The 18,366-nt window shown below is 71.5% G+C and carries 15 protein-coding genes; 11 read left to right on the plus strand and 4 right to left on the minus strand.

Translation table 11 applies throughout. From position 1 onward, the window contains the following. Positions 1–3 precede the first annotated feature (3 nt). The 5 genes from APR04_RS22150 (at position 4) to APR04_RS22170 (ending at position 6,654) form a co-directional block, all read left to right on the plus strand. Positions 4–1,035: a TIGR03773 family transporter-associated surface protein gene (locus APR04_RS22150; protein WP_253874368.1), complete on the plus strand. Its 1,032-nt coding sequence runs from the start codon at positions 4–6 to the stop codon at positions 1,033–1,035. Further along, positions 1,032–1,895, plus strand: coding sequence for an anchored repeat-type ABC transporter ATP-binding subunit (locus tag APR04_RS22155; protein ID WP_253874370.1), 864 nt, complete (start codon positions 1,032–1,034; stop codon positions 1,893–1,895). Before APR04_RS22150 ends, APR04_RS22155 begins: the two co-directional genes overlap by 4 nt. Further along, positions 1,892–2,788: an anchored repeat-type ABC transporter permease subunit gene (locus tag APR04_RS22160; protein ID WP_253874372.1), complete on the plus strand. Its 897-nt coding sequence runs from the start codon at positions 1,892–1,894 to the stop codon at positions 2,786–2,788. The genes APR04_RS22155 and APR04_RS22160 overlap by 4 nt, the downstream gene beginning before the upstream one ends. Positions 2,789–2,867: 79 nt before the next feature. Continuing rightward, positions 2,868–5,843, plus strand: coding sequence for a choice-of-anchor M domain-containing protein (locus APR04_RS22165; RefSeq protein WP_253874374.1), 2,976 nt, complete (start codon positions 2,868–2,870; stop codon positions 5,841–5,843). A 193-nt stretch (positions 5,844–6,036) separates the two neighbouring features. Next, the gene (locus APR04_RS22170) at positions 6,037–6,654 is read left to right on the plus strand and encodes a GNAT family N-acetyltransferase (protein ID WP_253874376.1); all 618 of its coding nucleotides are present in this window, start codon (positions 6,037–6,039) and stop codon (positions 6,652–6,654) included. A gap of 45 nt (positions 6,655–6,699) precedes the next feature. Here the strand turns inward: APR04_RS22170 and APR04_RS22175 are convergent, their stop codons facing one another. Together APR04_RS22175 and APR04_RS22180 are read right to left on the minus strand one after the other, a co-directional pair. Next, positions 6,700–7,341, minus strand: coding sequence for an Atu4866 domain-containing protein (locus APR04_RS22175; protein WP_253874378.1), 642 nt, complete (start codon positions 7,339–7,341; stop codon positions 6,700–6,702). A 247-nt stretch (positions 7,342–7,588) separates the two neighbouring features. Beyond that, a complete protein-coding gene (locus tag APR04_RS22180) occupies positions 7,589–9,427 on the minus strand; it encodes a calcineurin-like phosphoesterase C-terminal domain-containing protein (protein ID WP_253874380.1) in 1,839 nt (612 codons plus the stop codon). Positions 9,428–9,642: 215 nt separating this feature from the next. Here APR04_RS22180 and APR04_RS22185 point away from each other — a divergent pair, with 215 nt between their 5' ends. After that, positions 9,643–10,413, plus strand: a complete 771-nt coding sequence (locus APR04_RS22185; RefSeq protein ID WP_253874382.1) for a hypothetical protein — start codon at positions 9,643–9,645, stop codon at positions 10,411–10,413. Between the two features lie 35 nt (positions 10,414–10,448). Here the strand turns inward: APR04_RS22185 and APR04_RS22190 are convergent, their stop codons facing one another. After that, on the minus strand, positions 10,449–11,198 hold the full coding sequence (locus APR04_RS22190) for an MBL fold metallo-hydrolase (RefSeq protein ID WP_301312842.1): 750 nt from the start codon (positions 11,196–11,198) through the stop codon (positions 10,449–10,451). Positions 11,199–11,549: 351 nt separating this feature from the next. Between APR04_RS22190 and lnt the strand changes: the two genes are divergently transcribed. Further along, the gene (gene lnt / locus APR04_RS22195; RefSeq protein ID WP_308292386.1) at positions 11,550–13,217 is read left to right on the plus strand and encodes an apolipoprotein N-acyltransferase; all 1,668 of its coding nucleotides are present in this window, start codon (positions 11,550–11,552) and stop codon (positions 13,215–13,217) included. Between the two features lie 73 nt (positions 13,218–13,290). Here lnt and APR04_RS22200 read toward each other — a convergent pair whose 3' ends face one another. Further along, complete coding sequence (locus tag APR04_RS22200; protein WP_253874384.1) at positions 13,291–13,896, minus strand: acyl-CoA-like ligand-binding transcription factor; 606 nt, start codon at positions 13,894–13,896, stop codon at positions 13,291–13,293. A 78-nt stretch (positions 13,897–13,974) separates the two neighbouring features. On the opposite strand from APR04_RS22200, the gene APR04_RS22205 reads away from it, so the two are divergent. The 4 genes from APR04_RS22205 (at position 13,975) to APR04_RS22220 (ending at position 18,153) form a co-directional block, all read left to right on the plus strand. Further along, a complete protein-coding gene (locus APR04_RS22205) occupies positions 13,975–14,835 on the plus strand; it encodes an SDR family NAD(P)-dependent oxidoreductase (protein ID WP_253874386.1) in 861 nt (286 codons plus the stop codon). 138 nt (positions 14,836–14,973) lie between these two features. Then, on the plus strand, positions 14,974–16,284 hold the full coding sequence (locus APR04_RS22210) for a cytochrome P450 family protein (RefSeq protein WP_253874389.1): 1,311 nt from the start codon (positions 14,974–14,976) through the stop codon (positions 16,282–16,284). A 68-nt stretch (positions 16,285–16,352) separates the two neighbouring features. Beyond that, entirely contained in the window at positions 16,353–17,567 is a 1,215-nt protein-coding gene (locus APR04_RS22215) for a sulfotransferase family protein (protein WP_253874391.1), read from the plus strand. Positions 17,568–17,697: 130 nt separating this feature from the next. Continuing rightward, positions 17,698–18,153 carry a GNAT family N-acetyltransferase gene (locus APR04_RS22220; protein WP_253874394.1) on the plus strand — a complete coding sequence of 152 codons (456 nt, stop codon included), beginning with the start codon at positions 17,698–17,700 and terminating at the stop codon, positions 18,151–18,153. Positions 18,154–18,366: the final 213 nt, after the last annotated feature.

The following is an 18,366-nucleotide window of genomic DNA, read 5'->3' on the forward strand; positions in this document are numbered from 1 at the left end:
CCCATGACATCGCCGACCACGCGGAGCCGCACGGCGGCCGCGTGCATGGCCGTGCTGCTCGCCGGCCTCGCGATCGGTGCCGCACCGGCCGCCCTGGCCGGCACCGAGGACGACGCCGGGCTGGAGCAGACGGTCGAAGCAGGCGAAGAGGTCGTGACAGAGGACGCCGTCGTGACCGACGGCCACGTCGACGTCGGCCCCCGCTTCCTCGACGACGAGTGGACGATGCTCGCGCGCGACGACCGCGAGGTCCCGTCCGTCTGGCGCGACCCCGCGCGGACCGTCCTGCACCTCGGCGACGCGGCGGTGCTGCCAGCACCGGACGGCCCGGACTACGAGTTCCTCGGCGTCGAGCCGGGCACCCCGCTGCACGTCGTCCCGCAGACACAGACACCCGACGTCGTCTGGCTGGGCTGGAACACGCAGGACCCCCGCGTCGTGGACTCGGTCGAGCAGGGAGCGACGCTCCGGCTCGACGGGCTGGACGGCCCCGGAGAGCTGTTCGTGTTCCTGCAGGAGGGCGTGACCGGGCCGCCCAACGTGCTGTGGGACTCGGGCGAACCCCTGCCGCAGGAGCTGTGGATGGAGGTCAACACCCACGTCCACGCCAACTGGGTGTTCACAGAGCCGGGCATCTACCGGCTGGACGTGACCACGCTCGCCGACCTGGCCGACGGGACCCAGGCCGAGGACGAGAGCACCCTCGTGTTCGCCGTCGGCCAGGACACCGATCCGGCGCAGGCGCTCGCGGCGGTGGCCGCCGACACGACGTCCGACACGGCGTCCGACACGGCGGACGAGCAGACGGCGGACGGCGCCGCCTCGTCGGACGCCTCGCCGGCTGCGGACCCGGCCACGGAGGTGACGGACGCACCCGAGGCGGGCGCGCCGTCGTCGGACAGCGGCGGCTCCGCAATGCTGGTCTGGGGTGCCGCGCTGGCCGCGGTGGTCCTGCTCCTGGTCGTGGTCGGTCGCGTCCTGCGTGCCCGCCGGGCGCGGGACGCGGCCGATCAGGCCACCGGGGACGCGTCGTGACGGCGACGGTCGCGGTCGACGCGAGCGCCGCGGCCCGACCGGGACCCGCACCCGTGCTGCAGGTGCGGGACCTTGCCGTCGCGCTCGGCGGGCGGCCCGTGCTGGACGACGTCCGGCTCGAGGTCGCCGAGGGCGAGCTGCTGGGCCTGGTCGGCCCGAACGGCGCGGGCAAGACGACGCTGCTGCGCGCCGTGCTTGGCCTGGTGCCGTCGTCCGGCCGGATCACCATCGAGGGACAGGACGCGCGCTCGGGCCGCGCGCGCACGAGGTCGGCACGCGCGACGCGCTCGATCGGCTACGTGCCGCAGCGCCACGAGTTCGCCTGGGACTTCCCCGTCACCGTGGAGGAGGCGGTGCTCACCGGGCGCGTGGCCCGGATCGGCTGGTTGCGCGGTGCCCGGACGGAGGATTACCGAGCGGTACGCCGGGCGCTGGACCGCGTGGAGATGACCCACCTGCGGGCCCGGCCCGTCGGCGAGCTCTCCGGCGGCCAGCGCCAGCGGGTCCTGGTAGCCAGGGCACTGGCCCTCGACCCGCGGATCCTTCTGCTGGACGAGCCGTTCACCGGCCTGGACGTACCCACCCAGGAACACCTGACCGAGCTGTTCCGCGAGCTGGCGGACGAGGAACGAGCCGTGATCATGACGAACCACGACCTGGTGGGTGCGGTCCACGCGTGCGACCGGCTGTGCCTGCTGAACCGGACCGTCGTCGCGTCCGGCACGCCCGCGGAGCTGGCCGGTCCGGAACCCTGGATGACGGCGTTCGGTGTCTCCGCCGGCTCGCCGCTGCTGACGGCGATCGCTCAGGTCGCCAAGGCACGGACGACCGGCTCGCCGGACGGGGGCGGCAGCGCATGATCTCGCCCATCGACTTCGTCCACGACCTGCTCAATCCCGACCTCGCCTTCCTGCCCAAGGCGCTGCTCATGGCGGTGCTCTCCAGCGTGGTGTGCGGCGTGGTCGGCACCCACGTGGTGCTGCGCGGCATGGCCTTCATCGGCGACGCCGTGGCGCACGCAGTCTTCCCCGGGCTCGCGGTGGCGTTCGTGCTGCAGGGCTCGCTCGTGCTGGGCGGGGCCATCGCCGGGATCACCACGGCGCTGCTGGTCGCGCTGTTCGCGCAGAACCGCCGGCTGCGCGAGGACTCGGTGATCGGCGTCTTCTTCGTCGCCGCGTTCGCGCTCGGGATCGTGATCATCTCGGGCGCGCCCGGGTACGCGGGGTCGTTGCAGGACTTCCTGTTCGGGTCCATCGTCGGCATCCCTGACGAGGACGTGCTGATCGCGGTCGTGGTCGGGCTGGTCCTGATGGCCGTGCTGTTCATGTTCCACAAGGAGCTGGTCGCCGTCAGCCTGGACCGGGAGAGCGCGCGCGCTCTCGGGCTGCCCGTCCTGCGGCTCGACCTGCTGCTCTACGTGGTGGTCGCGGCCGCGATCGTGATCTCGGTGCAGACCATCGGCAACGTGCTCGTCCTCGCGCTCCTGGTCACCCCGGCTGCCGCCGCCCGGCTGCTGACCGACCGGCTCGCGCCGATGATGCTGCTCGGCCCGACCATCGGCGGGGGATCGGCGCTCGTGGGCCTGTACCTGTCGTGGAGCCTGGACCTCCCGGTCGGCGGCACGATCGTGCTCGTCGCCACTGCCGTGTTCCTACTGGCCTGGCTGCTCGCGCCCCGGCACGGCGTGCTGGCCGGCGCCGTGCTGCGGCGTGGGCGTCAGGCGAGGCGCGTGGCCCGGACGGGCGCCTCCTGAGCGTTGTTCGTGATTCCCGCGGGCAGCACCTCGTCGCTCGCGGCCCTACGCATGGAATGAGAGGTTCATCGTGAGAGCGATGCGCTCGAACGAACGAGCAGACCGATCGTCTGCCCGGCGACCGCTGGGGGTGCTGGTCACCTCGGCGCTCGTCGCTGCGGCGGCGCTCGGCACGGCGAGCCCGGCGCTGGCCGACGACGGCCCGGCACCGGACCCGGTCGAGTACCAGGTGCTGGAGAAGGTGCACACGGATGCGGTCTCCACGTTCCTGGACGAGGGGACGTTCACCCTGGGTACGAGGGCCGACCTGCCGGAGGGCAACGGCACACGCCTGGATCCCGCCGAGACCCTGTTCCACGTCGACGACGCGTCGCGCCAGAGCGTCCCGGCGGGCTACGAGTTCGTGGCGCCGGCCGGCGGGTCGGTCTGGATCGCGCCGGAGTCGAACCCGGCCGGCGGTGACGGCTACACCCAGCTGTGGCCGGGGTTCTCGACCGAGTCGGTACCGGTCGGGGCCGTCGACGGGAACTCGACGAAGTTCCGCCTCGTGTCGATGGACGGCCCGGTGGGTGGGGACCTCGAGGTCTGGCGGGGGTCGGGCTCCGGCCTGACGCGGATGTGGTCGTCGGACGAGGGGATCGACAGCTTCGCCGTCGGCCGCACCCACATGCACGCCAACTGGGCCTTCACCAAGGCGGGAACCTACCGGCTGACCGTCGAGGGGGCGGCGGCGATCGGTGGCGAGCCGGTCACCGGCACGGCCGTGTACACGTTCGTCGTCGGCGGCCTGCCGGAGATCGTCGGGACGACGACGACGCTGGAGGCCTCGGCGACCGAGGTCGTCGAGGGCAGCCCCGTGACCTTCTCCGCGGCCGTCGCCCCTGCGGGCGTCGAGGGCCATGTCGAGCTCCGCGACGGCTCGGCGGTGCTGGGCCACTCCGAGGTGTCCGACAGCGGTGCGGCGGAGCTGGAGGTGTCCGGCCTGGGGGTCGGCACTCGTTCGATCACCGCGGTGTTCGTGCCGTCGGTCGCCAACTTCACGACCGGGTCGACCTCCGACCCGGTCGCTGTCACCGTCGTCGACGGTTCGGGTATGGAGTTCGGTGTCGTGGGCGTCGCGGACGCGTACGAGCCGGGCGACACGCTGACCGCTACCGCCGTCGGGGCGACGCTGAAGGAGAACCAGGTCTTCCGCTGGCTCCTGCGCACCCAGGGCTATTCCTCCACCGTCGTCGCACAGTCCGGCGCCGGCGCGACGTACTCCCGGGAGCTCGACGCGCTGGCGGACGGCATCGAGATCAGCGTGGCCGTCTACGACTCGGCCACCCGCACGACGCTGGCCGAGAGCCCCTGGGTACCGATCGCCGTCGTCGGGCAGGGTGCACAGCCTGTGATCACGGCGACCGAGGGCTTCCACGACCCGCTGCTGCCGGGGGACGTCATCGAGTTCACGGTGAGCGGGCGCGAGCTGGCCGAAGGCGAGTCGATCACGTGGGGCTTCGTGCCCTACGGCGGGTACTTCGGCGCGATCATCCCGGAGTACGAATGGGACGCCACCTACACCGACGACGCCCGGACCACGGTGCGCCTGAGGTCCAAGGTCAACGCGCCGGAGACTCGGCCGTACTCCGGGCCCCTGACCGCGAGCGTCGTCAAGGACGGCGTGACGATCGCCCGTTCGGACTTCCACACGATCACTACCGGGCACCGCGAGCTGAACGTCACCGGGCACCGCAACCTCTACCGCGAGGGCGGGACCGTGACGATGGACGCGAGCGTCTACCCGGTACGGGAGGGCGACGAGCTCGCCTACACCTGGAACTTCACGAAGGGCGACGTGAGCGAGGTCTGGGGTGCCGAGCAGCAGGCCACGGCCGCGCTGACCGGACCGGAGCTCTCGCTGGCCGAGCACGACGGCGGAACACTGCGGCTGGACGTCTACAGCGACGGCCTGCTCGCGCAGCAGTCGCCGAGCTACCCGGTCAACGTGACCGCCGACCTGACGTCCCAGATCCTCGAGATCGGGACCCTCGCCGGCCACTACCACCAGGGTGACGCGCTCGACCTCACGCTGACGGTGGACCCGGAACCCCTGGACGGCGACGTGCTGGAGTGGCAGTGGAAGTGGCCGGGCTCCGAGGACTGGAAGGCCATGACCGGTGTCGAGGACAACGTCTTCGCGACGGCCGCCGAGCAGGCGCTCGACGGGGTGGAGATCCGCGCCGTCCTGACGTACGCCGACCCGGAGACCGCGTCGGCGGTCACCGAGACCCGGACCGTCCACGTGGACGACCACGGCGCCCCCGCCCGGCAGCAGGTCGCCGTGGTCGGTGAGGCGGCGTACCAGGAGGGCGAGACCGTCACGCTGTCCGCCGAGGTCACGCCCGGCACGGTGCTCACGGCGTACCAGTGGGAGCGGAAGGCCGCTCCTGCCGACGAGTTCTCGGTGGTCGAGGGTGAGAGCGGAGCGACCCTCACGTTCACGGCGGCCGCCGGCGATCACGGTACCGAGTACCGCGTCACCGCGATGACGCCTAGCGGCCTGGTCGGGTACGGGCCTTCTCCGGCGACCGCTCTGACGGTGACCGAGGCCGACGACGAGCCGGGTACGGATGAGCCGGGTACGGATGAGCCAGGTACGGATGAGCCGGGCACGGATGAGCCAGGTACGGATGAGCCGGGCACGGACGAGCCAGGTACGGATGAGCCGGGCACGGACGAGCCGGGCACGGACGAGCCGGACACGGACGAGCCAGGCACGGACGAGCCGGGTACGGACCAGCCGGGTACGGATGAGCCAGGCACGGATGAGCCGGGTACGGACCAGCCAGGCACGGATGAGCCGGGTACGGACCAGCCAGGCGGTGAAGAGTCGGAGCCGTCCGTTCCGCGGGGACGGCCGACCGACGAGCAGGGATCGCCGAGCCCGGAGGGCGTGCTCGCGGCCACCGGCTCCGCCGGTGTTCCGCTCCTCGTCGGGGGAGCGCTCCTGCTGACCCTCGGCGGAGCACTCCTGATCGCGGTGCGCGGACGAGCTCAGCGTCGGGCCGCCTGAGCCAGCGGCCCGAGCCGGCCCCGCCGACGGGCCCACGCAGGCAGCGTGAGTGGTCTGGCCGGCGGGGACGGTCGGCCCGCAAGCGGCGAACAGCGCCGGTTGAGCCGGGAACAGCCTGGGCAGAAGGTCCCGCGGCGTGCGTGCAGCCCATAGGGTCGAGTCGTACCGACGCTTGACGAGCGGAGTGGACGGGATGGCCGAGACGATGTTCGTGGTCGAACGGGGCGATGTGCTCGGCGAGGCATACCGGCGCCGGATCACCGAGGTCTACGTGCGCAGCTTCGCGGAGGACTTCGCCGCGTTCTCGCGCGACCCCGACAGGCTGACCGACGCGTTCGAGCACATGCTGCTGCTCGATCGCTTCTACATCGTGCTCGCAGACGGGGAGCCAGCAGGCCTCGCCTCGTTCACCGAGGGCGACCAGGTGCTGTTCGCGCCGCGCAGGCGGGAGATCCTTCGCCACCTCGGGCCGGCGCGCGGGCTGCTCGGCTACGGAGTGATCCGGAGCTGGTTCATGGGTGCCTCCGACGGCGCGCGGCCCGGGCTCGCCGAGATCGGGTTCGTCGCCACGGAGCCGGCGTACCAGGGCCGCGGCGTCGCGACAGCGCTGCTGCGTCACCTGCTGGCGCTGCCCGGGTACCGCGAGTACGTGCTCGAGGACATCAAGGACACCAACGTGCCCGCCCTCGGCCTCTACGCGAAGCTCGGCTTCACCGTGTACAAGCGTCGGAAGGTGCGCTTCGCCCGACGCGTCGGATTCACCGAGCTCGTGTCGATGAAGCTCGTCCAGGACGCCGAACCAACCGTCTGACTGGCTCGCCGGACGGAAGCCCTGCGCGGGGTGCTCGACGGGCGCTCAGTGCTGCCTGCGCATCACGAACCCTGCGTGGTGCAGCGTTCCGTCCAGCAGCTCACCGAACGCCCAGAACCCTGAGTCGTCCAGGTAGGTGATCCGGCCGTCGCGGACCCAGTACTGCCCCGTGTAGGCGTTCGGCCGGCCGCCCCGGGTCTCGGCGTAGCGTCCGTCGGCTCCCAGGTGCTGCTGCAGCCCGCGACCCGGATCTTCCCAGGTCCCGACCCAGTCGTCCCGCACGGCAGGTTCCGTCAGGTCCGCTCCCGCGGGCCGGGTCGCTCGTCCGTCGCGTACCTCCAGGCGGCCGGACACGTACACCGCGGCGAGGTCGTCGGGGTCGACGACGAGCATGCGACGGACCTGGGACTCGCCGACCGGGCGGCGGACTAGTGCGAAGGTGGCGGAGTTTCCCGGCACCAGGTCGTACGCCCCGTGCTGTGACTCGGGCCGTTGTGCCACGGCGCTGTCCACCATGAGCGGGACCGCGTAGGCGTCGGGGGCCGCGAGCACGGTGGCGCCTCGATCCGAGAGCTCGGGTACGAAGACGGCACCCGATACGAGCAGGTCGCGCGAGACCAGGGTCCCGGGCGTCTCCATCACGTTCGCGCCCCTGAGGACGAACGGCCCATCGGTCAGCTCGCTCATCGGTTGCTCCTCTTCATCTTCATCGGTCCCGCCCGTTCATCTTCATCCGTCCCGCCCGGCGACGTGGGTGGTCGCCATGGCCACCACCCTCGCTGACGGGTGCCTACCGAAGAAGGTTCTGTCGCACCTGGGCGTGGCGCACCCTGGCACGACGTCCCTGTGGCGGGACGCGAACGGGCCGGCGGCACCACGACAGGGTCTCCCCGTCGGGTACCGCCGGCCCGGGCCGGCGTCGCTCGGTCTCGGGTCAGCCGGTGACCTCGAACGTCAGCGTGTCCGTGAACTCACGCCCGTGCACGTCGGTGGCCGTGACCTCCGTCGTGTGCGTGCCGACGGCGAGGTCCGCCGGCAGCTCGAGGCGCCACAGGTGCATGGAGCGCTCGGCGACGCTGCCGCCGTGCACCAGCTGCTGCTGCGCCGCGACCGGGTCGGACCACTCGGCGCCGACCTTCTGCGCCTCGCCCCGCATCGGCTGGGTGCGCACGGCGTCCAGCGCCACGCCGTCGTCGAGCGCCGCCGTGACGGTCGAGCCAGTGCTCCCCATCCAGAAGTTGGTGGTCAGCCAGGTGGTGCCCGCCAGGTCGGCCTGCGAGACGACGAGCGGGTCGGTGTACTCCGGCGCCGAGCCGACGTCGGACCGGTTCGCCGCGAACCACTCGCGGTAACGGGGCGTGTTCACGCCCAGAGCCATCTGGTGCGAGTCGTCCTCACCGCGGACGGTGAACCGCTCCTTGACCCGGGTCCCGGTGATGTCGAGCGTCAGGACCCCGGGCTGACCGCCGTCGCGCTGCAGCGCGGCCGGGTAGCCGGCGGGCAGCACCGTGCCGGAGTACCAGTCGCCGGAGATCGCGCCCGCCGTGATGTGGGTGAACGGCAGCTCGCCGACGCCGAGGACGTCGGACCAGCCCTGCAGGCTGTCGCCCGCGCGCAGGTTCTCGATGCTGTGCGTGTGACCGCCCAGGGCGACCGCCTCGCGGCCCTCCAGCAGCTCGTAGATCTCCTTGACCTGAGCGACCTGGTGCCTGCTGCTGCCCTCGTCGGCGTAGTCGAGGAGCGGGATGTGCGCCGCGATGACGATCAGGCGGTCCTGCGGCACCTGCGCGAGGTCGTTGCGCAGCCACTCGAGCTGACGCTCGTCCAGGGAGCCGGTGTACGAGCTGCCCGCCGCGTACTCGACCGTGTTCAGCGCGACCACGTGCGCCTTGCCCACGTCGTAGGAGTAGTACTCCGGGCCGAGCGCGGCCCGGAAGGTGTCGAACGTGTGCTCGCTGCTCGCGGCGTCGAAGTCGAGGTCGTGGTTGCCGGGCAGGAACCGCGCCGGGCCGTTGAGCGCGCTCACGAGCTCACGCGTCTGCGGGTACAGCGACAGGTCGTCGCCCACGACGTCGCCGATGAAGAGCGCGCCGCAGCCGGTGTAGTCGGTCCGGGCGGCGAGGTCCGCGAACGCCCCGTTGCGGGCGTACTCCACCTCGTCGAGGTCGTACGTCTGGATGTCGCCGCCGATGAGGCAGTGCTGCTTCGCCGAACCGGTGATCTTGCTGGTGGCGAGCGGGAAGTTCACCTCGTCCGGGAGCTGGCCGGTCGGCTCGAGGCCGCCGTAGCGCAGCTCCGGCGAGCCCTCGGGCAGGTGGTGGTAGAAGAACTGGGCGACGTTGTCGTCGTCGACCGGCACCTGGTACCCGCGCGGCTGGGTGACGGAGACCGTCATGTTGTCGAACGCCGGGAGCTCGTAGCGGCCCCGGCGGTCCGTCGTCGTGACGTCGCGGCCGTTCGTGACGGTGACGCCCCGCAGGCCCCGCTCGTGGCGGTCCTGCTCAGAGTCCTGGTCGCGGTCGACGAAGACGACGCCGTCGAGGGTCTGCTGGTCCCCGTCGGGTCCGCGGACCACGTCGACGGCGCCGCGGTAGGCCGACTCGGCCCATGAACCGGTGCCGTGGCCGGTGTCATGGCCGGTGTCATGGCCAGTGCCGGGGGCCGCAGCGGCGGACGGCAGCAGCGCGCCGGCGAGGACGAGCGCGAGGCCACCTCCGGTCAGGCCGAGCCTCCGGTGCGAGCGAGTGGTCGATCGGTTGGCAGTCGAGGTCACAGAGTTCTCCTGTCGTGATCGCGAACCGGCCCTCCGGCCGGCCCGCCATCACGCTGCCGCCCTGTCATGAACCAGGGCTGTCCTTTTCCCCACGGCACGGCGAACCTCACCCGACGCCCGGTGGCCGCAGCGAGCGGGTCGTCCGATCGCGACTCGGCGGCGGCGGTGTGAGCCTGGACGCTCGGCAGTGCCACGGGGAGGTCACAGTGGGAACGATGGCGTATCGCGGTCCGTACGAGCTGCTTCTCGGACCGCACGATGTACCGACCGGACCGTTCGGCGGCGCGGGTACCGGACCCGTGCGAGGGGCGCCTGGCGCCGCTCGTGCCGCAGGGGCAGCGCTCGGCGCCGCCACGGCGGTGGTGCGGCGGTGGCGTCGGCGGCCGCTGCACCCGGCCGGCTCGGTGTTCACGGGGACGCTGCACCTCGAGGCCGCAGCGGCGCCGGGCGCCGAGGCCTTGGGAGCACCCGTCACCCACTCCGTGGCCGTACGCGTCTCGCGCGCGGCCGGCCTGCCTGCTCCGCTCCCGGACGTCTTCGGGCTGGCGCTGCACTGGACAGCCGGCGGTCGGTCCCAGGACCTCCTGCTGGCGGCGACCGGTCTGGGCCGGGTCACCCGCTTCCTGCTGGCACCCCGTGCCCGACCCCTCGAAGGAGGTTTCGGCACGCTCATGCCGTTCCAGGACCTCGACGGTCGGCCTGTGCTGCTCGCCGCCGCCGTCGCAGACGGTCGGCGCCGCCGCGGCGCCACGACCACATCGCTCGCCGGGACGGAGCTGGTCCTGCTCTCCGCCCGCCCCGGAGGGCCGTGGCGCCGGCTCGGCCTGCTGCGCTGCGGCCGGCCTACCGGGGTCGAGACACCACGCCTTGACCCGGTCCAGAATCCGCCGGGTGCGCTCAGCACCTACCCCTGGGCCGCAGCCCTGCGGGCTCCCGCCTATCGAGCGGCCCGCACGGGCCGGCGCCGGACCGACGACAGCCGATGAGCGCCAGGTCGGGTCGCGGCGAGGGCACCGCTACGTCAGTGGGCGCCCACCGTGCGCGCTCGTTCGACGGCGTCCGCGACACCACCGGTCCACGGCTCCCCATGACCGGGCAGCAGCGTCGTGCTGCCCGAGTCGTACGGGACCAGGCGGTCGAGCGACACGAGAGCCAGTGAGCTGTCGGCCGTGGCGGCGCCGGCGATGATCTGCGGGCCGCGTCTGCCGGTGTACGGATCGAGCGTCACGAGCGCGTCCCCGGTGAGCAGGACGTCGCGGTCAGGCAGGTGCAGAGCGCAGTGCCCGAAGGTGTGGCCCGGCGTGAAGATCACGTGGGGGGCGCCGGGAACGGGGAGCGTCCCGCCAGGCTCCACGTGACGCAGCCCCTTGACCCCGCGTACCCGCAGCGCGCCGGCGGAGACCATCGACGCGAGGATGCGCAGCGACGCCGGGTACCGCAACGGGTACATCGCCCGCACGTTCTCGTGGGCGTAGCGGTACGGGTGGGCCGCGATCGTGGTGTCCTCGTCGTGCAGCCAGATCGGCACTCCCAGGCGCGACTGGAGTGCGGCGGCCGAGCCGGTGTGGTCGAAGTGGGCGTGGGTCAGCACGACCGCTGCGATGTCCGAGGGACGGCGCCCGAGGTCGCGCAGCGCCTGGCCCAGCAGGTCCCAGGTAGCGGGCAGGCCGGTGTCGACCACCAGCACGCGACCGTCGTCGTCCGTGACGAGGTAGACGTTGACGTAGGCGTGCTCGATCCGGTGCACCCGGTCGGCGACCTCGCTCAGCATGATGCGACCTCCTCAGCGTCCGTTCGGGTCGGGCCCCTCGTGCGACCGTAGCCCCGGTGCGTCCCGCTCGACATTCCGCAGGGTTCTGCCGAGCCGGGAGCGGCCCGTGCCTCGGCGGCGTTTTCCTATCCCTCCGTGAAGACGGCAAGATCAGGGTGCACGACGTACTCCGGTGACGTGCCACAGGCCTACGATCCTCATGGCCAGGACCCGGTCACCGTCCCCGCGTACATCACCAGCCGCACCTCACCAGCCGCACCTCACCAACAACGGAGCCGCAATGCTCGGAGAAGGCCGACGCCACCTCCTCGCGACGATCGGGCACCACCCGAGCACGGACGGACCGAGCCGTTGAGGCGGACCCTGCGCCCAGCGGCCCGGCCCGCCGACGCCGCCGTCGGGCTGCGACGACGGCGGCCCGGCCCGGCCACCCACCCCGCGGTGGACACCGGACGCCCGCTCGTGCCGTTGCCGGCGGCGCTCGCCGCGGCAGTGGTCGGCGGGGTGGCGCTCGACGCGTCGTTCCCCGCACTCGGCTGGTGGCCTCTCGCGTTCGTCGCCGTCACGCTCGCGCTGGTCTCCCTCATCGGACGGTCCGTGTGGGGCGGAGTGCTCGTCGGCGCGGCCTTCGGTGCGGCGTTCTACTTCCCGCACCTGTCGTGGGCCGCACAGTTCCTCGGCGACAACCCCCTCGGCTGGGTGCCGTGGGTGGCGCTGGCGTCCGCCGAGACCCTTGTCCTCGCGGCACTCTCACCCCTCGTCGTGCTCGCCTACCGGTGGCTGCCGCGTTGGCGCGACACCCGGGCCGTGCGCCTCGGGGTGCTCCCGGTACTGGTGGCCGGGGCGTGGATGGCGCGAGAGCTCGTCCTGGGTTCCTGGCCGTATGGCGGTTTTCCCTGGGGACGACTGGGGATGAGCCAGTCGGAGAGCCCGATCGCCCCCGTCGCGTCCTGGCTGGGTGTGTCCGGGCTCGGGTTCCTGATGGTCGTGCTGTGTGCCGGGGCCGTCGAAGTCGTCCGGTGGGCTGCTCGCGAGCGGGCGCCGCAGGCCGGGGACAGCAGTGCTCGTCCGCGGCTCTCCGGCGGTCTGTCGCGGGCGATCCCCGTGGGATCGCTCGCCGTGGTCCTGCTGATCGTTCCCCAGTTCCCGACCGATGACGCCGGCACGATCCGGGTCGGCGCCGTGCAGGGCAACGGGCCCGCCGCCTACGCGGACGAGCGCGCAGCGCACGACGTGCTCTACTCCCAGCTGGCAGCCTCGGCGCCCCTGGAGAGCGAGCCGGTGGACGTGGTGCTGTGGCCGGAAGGCGGCGTCGACAGCGACCCGGCCGCCGAACCCGGCACCGCACGGGTCCTGAGCGCGGCAGCGGCCTCCTACGGCGCCCCGGTCCTCGTCAACGCCGCGTCCGGTGTCGGAGACCTCTTCTACAACACCTCGTTCCTCTGGACGGAGGCCGGCGCGGAGGCGACGCATGCGAAGCGGCACCCCGTCCCCTTCGGCGAGTACGTGCCGGACCGGGACGTGTACGGCGCGATCGTGCCCGGCCTCGTCGGCCTCCTCCAGCGCGAGTACACCCCGGGTGACGACTCGCCGGTCTTCCACCTCGACCAGGCGAGGGTAGGGCTGGCGATCTGCTTCGACGTGGCCTTCGACGACGTCATCGAGGAGGGCATGCACGACGGCGCACAGGTCTTCATGTTCCAGACGAACAACGCCGACTTCCGCGGCACCGACGAGAACCTGCAGCAGGTCGCCATCGCACGCATGCGTGCGATCGAGACCGGGCGCAGCGTTGTCAACGTGTCCACGACGGGCACCAGCCAGATCTTCGCGCCCGACGGGAGCACGGTCCAGGCGCTCGCGAGCGACGAGGCGGGGCTCATGGTCGAGGAGATCGAGCTTCGCGACGGCCTCACCGCCGGCATCGCGCTCGGTCCGTGGGTCCAGGGGGTCCTCTTGTGGGGCACCGTCCTGAGCCTCGCGGTCCTTGCTGTCCGCGTCCGGCGGTCTACGCACTGATCGCGGGCCCCGGCGAATCCTCATGACCGGTGGCGAGCCGGCCGCGTGACGCGCCGTCGTCCGCCTCGCTGAGTCACACCGAGCCGGTGGGCGCTCCCATGGCGCGGTCCAGGATCGTCGAGAGCGGTTGCGGCTGAGCGCTGGCGGTCCATGCGGTCAGCGCCGCCTCGACACACCCAAGGGCCGCTGCGATCACGGCGTGCGTACGCGGGTCGGAGTCGTCGGCCGGATCGGCGCCGATGCGACGTGCGATCTCCGGGCGGAGCAGCTCCTGCCATCGAGCGTTCTTCTCCCGGTGCCGAGCGGCCAGCGCAGGCGTGCGCACGATCAGACGAGTGAGCCGCCGGGTGCGCTCGTCGTGGCCCTCGTACTCCTCGATGAGCGCGTCGAGCGCGCGCCGCATGGCTACCCAGGGGGTTTCGCTCGGTGGCCGGGCGGCGAGGGCGTCCCGTAGGTGCTCACCGGCGTCGGCCGTCTCGCCGAAGAGCGCGTCTTCCTTCGAGGGGAAGTATCGGAAGAACGTGCTGCGCGAGATCTCGGTGGTCGCGCAGATGTCGTCAACGGTCGTCTCGTCGTAGCCGCGTTCGAGGACCAGGTCCTGGACAGCCGCAGCCACTTCAGCGCGCATGGCCTGACGCGCTCGCGCTCGCACGCCGGTCACCACCTCTTTCGGACTCATCGCTCGATGGTACTACTCGCCACTACTGGTACCGTGTCTCATGTTTGGAAGTCGGTTCCTCAAAGAGTGGAGAGTCACATGAGTCACAGCAAGGTGATCGTCATCACCGGCGCGAGCGACGGCATCGGGGCGGCGGCCGCGCGGCGGCTGCACGCGGCCGGCCACACCGTCGTCGTCGTGGGCCGATCGGCCGAGAAGACCCGCGCCGTCGCCAACGACCTCAAGGTCGACAGCCATGTCGCGGACTTCACCCGCCTCGACGACGTCGAGCGACTCGCCGGTGAGCTCCGTGCTGCCTACCCGCGGATCGACGTGCTCGCCAACAACGCCGGCGGCGTGTTCGGTACGCGGTCCAAGACGGTGGACGGCTTCGAGAAGACGTTCCAGGTCAACCACCTCGCGCCCTTCCTGCTCACGCGGCGGCTCCTGGACACGCTCGTCGCGTCGCGGGCTTCGGTGCTGCAGACGTCCAGCACCGTGCGGTTCGCCAAGGAGATCCACCTGGACGACCTCGATCACGACCGCGACTACGACCCGGTACAGGCCTACCAGGCGGCGAAGCTGGAGAACATCCTCTTCACGACGGAGCTGCACCGGCGCTACCAGGCCGACGGCCTCTCCGCGGCGTCCTTCTACCCGGGCAACGTCGCTACGAACTTCGCGTCCGACACGACCAGCCCGGTCATGCGGATCATGCGACGCCTCGGCCACTTCCCGGCCCTCGGGCGGTTGCTGCTGACCACGCCCGACCAGGGCGCCGACCAGATCGTCTGGCTCGCCGAGGGAACCCCGGGGACCGACTGGCAGTCGGGGTCCTACTACTACAAGCGCGAGGCCGGCACGCCGCGCAACCCGCAGGCCGTGGACGCCGGTCTCGCTCGCAGGCTGTGGGAACGCTCCGAAGAGCTGCTCGCCGGCCGGTTGAAGACTTCGCCCTGACGTCGACCAGCCGCCCCGACCGCACTCGAGACGACTCGCGGAACCGAGCGTGGTGAAAAGTGCATCCATACGCGGCTTTTGTCGCTATCGTTCCTGCTGTGTCAGAGGTCCTGGCCGGGCTGATCATGGAAGAGAACGATGACCAACTCGACTGCCCCTGCGATGGACCCCGGCTTGACGTTGGCCGGGTCGGGCTTCGGTCGGTCGCCGATGCGCCTGCACGACCCTGCGGACCTCCCGCTGCTCGCCGACGTCCTGGCGGCACGCGACGTCGATGCCGCCTGGTCCGGGCTGCGGGAACGTTGGGGTGACGTCGCCCCGGTCGATCTGGGGTCGGGCGCACGCGCCTGGCTGGTGACCGGATATCAGACCATCGTCATGCTCGCCCGCGAGTCCGGCATGGTCACGACCGAGACGAGCGCCTGGAACGGTGGGCCGGAGCGGTCCTTGCCCGCACCCCTGCGGTCATTGTTCCGGCCCTGGGCCGGGCAGACCGTCGAGACGGTCTCCGGGCCTGTGCATGCCCGGCTGCGCGTCCCGCTGGACGAGGTGCTCGCTCTGGTCGACGGGGCGGAGATCGGCAGAGTTACGCGAGACGTGTGCGACGAGATCGTCGCCCGGTGGGGCGACCTGGCCCGCAACGACCCGGCGCACGAGGTCGACCTGATGCGCGAGTACGTGGCACCGGTGACCCATCTCGTCTTCGGCACGGTCCTGGGTCTTGATACCGCGACCGGCCGCCAGGTGTTCGAGCTCGCCGATGCCCTCGCGGCCGGGCAGGGGGACGCCTCGAGCGTCGATGAGCTGAGCTTTCTGCTCGGCGGGCAGGTGATGGGCCGCGACGCGAGCGGCGGCCTCACACCGGCCGGCCTGCTGGCGCAACATCCGACCTATGAGGGCGCCGACGAGGCGGTGCTGGGCATGCTGTCCCTGGCGACCGGCGCGAGCCGCGGCCTGCAGGCGTGGCTGGGACAGACGCTGCTCCTCGCCCTGAGCGACGAAGGATTCCTCAGGAGGCTGGCCGGCGGGAGGCTCGGTACCGACGAGGCGCTGGACGAGGTTCTCTGGAACGCGTCGCCGGTGACCGCCCTTGCGCCGCGGTTCGCCGTCAAGGACGGCCACCTGTTCGGTGAGTCCGCGTACGTCGAGCGCGGGGACGCTGTGCTCCTGGCGGTCGGGGCGGCCGCCTCGGACCCGAAGATCCGTGGTGAAGGCACCTGGGACGAGCTCGGCAACCGGGCCCATCTGGCGTGGGGGGCGGGTTCGCACAGGTGCCCCGCACCGGGGCAGGCGCGCCTGATCGTCCGGACCGCGGTCGAGATGCTGCTTCGCCAGGTGGAACCCGTGCTGGCGACCGGCGTCGAGGAGATCCGCTGGGTGCCCGACTTCCGCTTCCGCCGTCCACAGTCGCTGCCGGTGACCTTCCGCCCCACCGGCGCCGGCGGCTGACCGTCGCTCTTCCGCGCTGCTGAGCGCGGCTGTCGCAGTATCACGTCGATGAGATCCCAGGAGAACTTGTGAGTCGCACCCCCCGCACGACACGTGTGCTGAACACCGTGCTCGCCCCCGTCGTCAAGGGATATCAGGACCCTGCCCGGTCCTGGGCCAAGGCAGTCGCGCAGGTCGAGAAGGAGGCCGGCGCCGCCGACCGGCAGTTCGCCGACGACCTCGGCATGGTCGTCGAGGCAGCGGCCGAGATTCCCCGGCTGTCCCCGCTGGGCTGGTTCCTCATCATGAGCGACGTCAAGGAGAGGTACGCCAACCGGTTGCGGGTCGACCGCGTGCTGTCCGAGCACCCGGAGGTGGCGGACGAGCCGATCACCGCGCCGGTGATCGTGTGCGGGCTGCCGCGCACCGCGACGACTCTGGCCCACCGGGTCCTGTCCGCCTCGCCCGACCACCGGGCCCCGCTGCTGTGGGAGATGCAGAAGACCGGCCTGGACGACCCGCAGGCGGCTCGGAAGCAGATCAAGCAGCTGGAGCAGCTCGCCTCCATGATGGAACGGTTCGCGCCCGACATCCCGCACATCCACCCGATCAGCATCGACCGGCCGGAGGAGTCGATGTTCCTCCTGCCGCACGGGAGCCACTGGCCGATCCTGCACGGTCTGATGCCGTCCTACAGCGCCTGGGCGGCCGAGCGTGATGTGACGGGCGACTACGAGTACCTGAAGCGGGGGCTGCAGGTACTGCAGCACGGGCGGCCGCACAAGCGGTGGTTCCTCAAGTACCCGGCGCACCTGCAGGACATGGACACGATCAAGAAGGTGTTCCCGGACGCCACGTTCGTGTGGACGCACCGCGACCCCGTCACGGTGATCGGTTCGTTCTGCAGTCTGGTGGAGACCTTCTGGGGGATGTACCAGCACGACACCGACCGCGAGGTGATCGGGCGGTTCGCCCTGGACCACCTGCTCACCCAGGTCGAGCGTGGCCTGGAGCTGCGCAGGCAGCTGCCGCCGTCCTCGATCGTGGATGTGCCGTACCACCGGCTCAGTGCCGACCCGTTCACGGAGGTTCCCCGGCTGTACTCGGCGATCGGGGCCACCTGGAGCGCACGCGACCAGGAGCACCTGGCCGAAGTGATCGCCAAGCCGAAGGGCACCCCCTCGCACCGGTACGACCTGTCCCGCTACCTGGACCCCGCCGACGTCGAGAGGACGTTCGCGCCGTACAACCGCCTGCTGGACCGCCTTGACCTGCGCGACGCGGAGCCCGCCGTCGAGCTGTGACGCGAGCAGCCGCGGACCGGGTCCGTGTCGGAGATGTTTGTTTTGTGTGGCTTTCGTCGAGCGATGCGGCCGGCGCCCGGGAACCCGTCCGAGCGCCAGTACGGTTGCGGGCGTGATCAATCGGAGAGCTATGACAACGACCGTCGCGGAAGAGCCGTGGGACAGCGCGGACGGGGTCCTGCTGCGCGACGCCATGCAGGCCGAGCTTGCCGTGCGCTATGACATGCCTGACCAGGAGACCGACAAGCCGACGGCGGAGACGGTCAGCGTGTTCCTGGTCGCACGCGACCAGGAGGGTGCCGCGATCGGCTGTGGAGCCCTACGCCTGCTGGAGGACGGCACGGCCGAGTTCAAGCGGATGTACGTGGATCCGGAGGCGCGCGGCACCGGGGCGGCCACCGGCATCTTGCGCGCGCTGGAGGACCACGCCAGGCAGCGCGGTGCTGACACGGTCGTGCTCTCGACCGGTATCAAGCAGCCCGACGCGATCCGGTTCTACGGGCGCGAGGGCTACCAGCTGTTCGACGGCTACGGGCCTTACGTCGGCCACCCGATGGCCAGGTGCTTCACTCGCCGACTCGGCTGACCTGCTCGGGTCGTGAGTGGCGCCCGGCCGCGCTGGGCGATCAGGAGCCACCGAAAGGGGCGACCACCGTGTCGCGTTCTTCGGTGCGGTCGCCCAGCGTCCCGGTCATGGCCTCAATGCCTTGACCGGTGCGACCAGAACTCCTTAGGGTTGCCCTGAACACGAATGAATCGATTCACGGATGGACCGGGCAACTCCTGGGAGGAGGACGGA

Origin of the sequence: Promicromonospora umidemergens, from assembly GCF_024171995.1 — a bacterium.
Classification (GTDB): domain Bacteria; phylum Actinomycetota; class Actinomycetes; order Actinomycetales; family Cellulomonadaceae; genus Promicromonospora; species Promicromonospora umidemergens.

Excerpts from the sequence above, each read along its gene's own strand:
- APR04_RS22150 (WP_253874368.1), top strand. The coding sequence starts at position 4 with ATGACATCGCCGACCACGCGGAGCCGCACGGCGGCCGCGTGCATGGCC.
- APR04_RS22160 (WP_253874372.1), top strand. The coding sequence starts at position 1,892 with ATGATCTCGCCCATCGACTTCGTCCACGACCTGCTCAATCCCGACCTC.
- APR04_RS22165 (WP_253874374.1), top strand. The coding sequence starts at position 2,868 with ATGCGCTCGAACGAACGAGCAGACCGATCGTCTGCCCGGCGACCGCTG.
- APR04_RS22170 (WP_253874376.1), top strand. The coding sequence starts at position 6,037 with ATGGCCGAGACGATGTTCGTGGTCGAACGGGGCGATGTGCTCGGCGAG.
- APR04_RS22175 (WP_253874378.1), bottom strand. The coding sequence starts at position 7,341 with ATGAGCGAGCTGACCGATGGGCCGTTCGTCCTCAGGGGCGCGAACGTG.
- APR04_RS22185 (WP_253874382.1), top strand. The coding sequence starts at position 9,643 with ATGGCGTATCGCGGTCCGTACGAGCTGCTTCTCGGACCGCACGATGTA.
- APR04_RS22190 (WP_301312842.1), bottom strand. The coding sequence starts at position 11,198 with ATGCTGAGCGAGGTCGCCGACCGGGTGCACCGGATCGAGCACGCCTAC.
- APR04_RS22200 (WP_253874384.1), bottom strand. The coding sequence starts at position 13,896 with ATGAGTCCGAAAGAGGTGGTGACCGGCGTGCGAGCGCGAGCGCGTCAG.
- APR04_RS22205 (WP_253874386.1), top strand. The coding sequence starts at position 13,975 with ATGAGTCACAGCAAGGTGATCGTCATCACCGGCGCGAGCGACGGCATC.
- APR04_RS22210 (WP_253874389.1), top strand. The coding sequence starts at position 14,974 with ATGACCAACTCGACTGCCCCTGCGATGGACCCCGGCTTGACGTTGGCC.
- APR04_RS22220 (WP_253874394.1), top strand. The coding sequence starts at position 17,698 with ATGACAACGACCGTCGCGGAAGAGCCGTGGGACAGCGCGGACGGGGTC.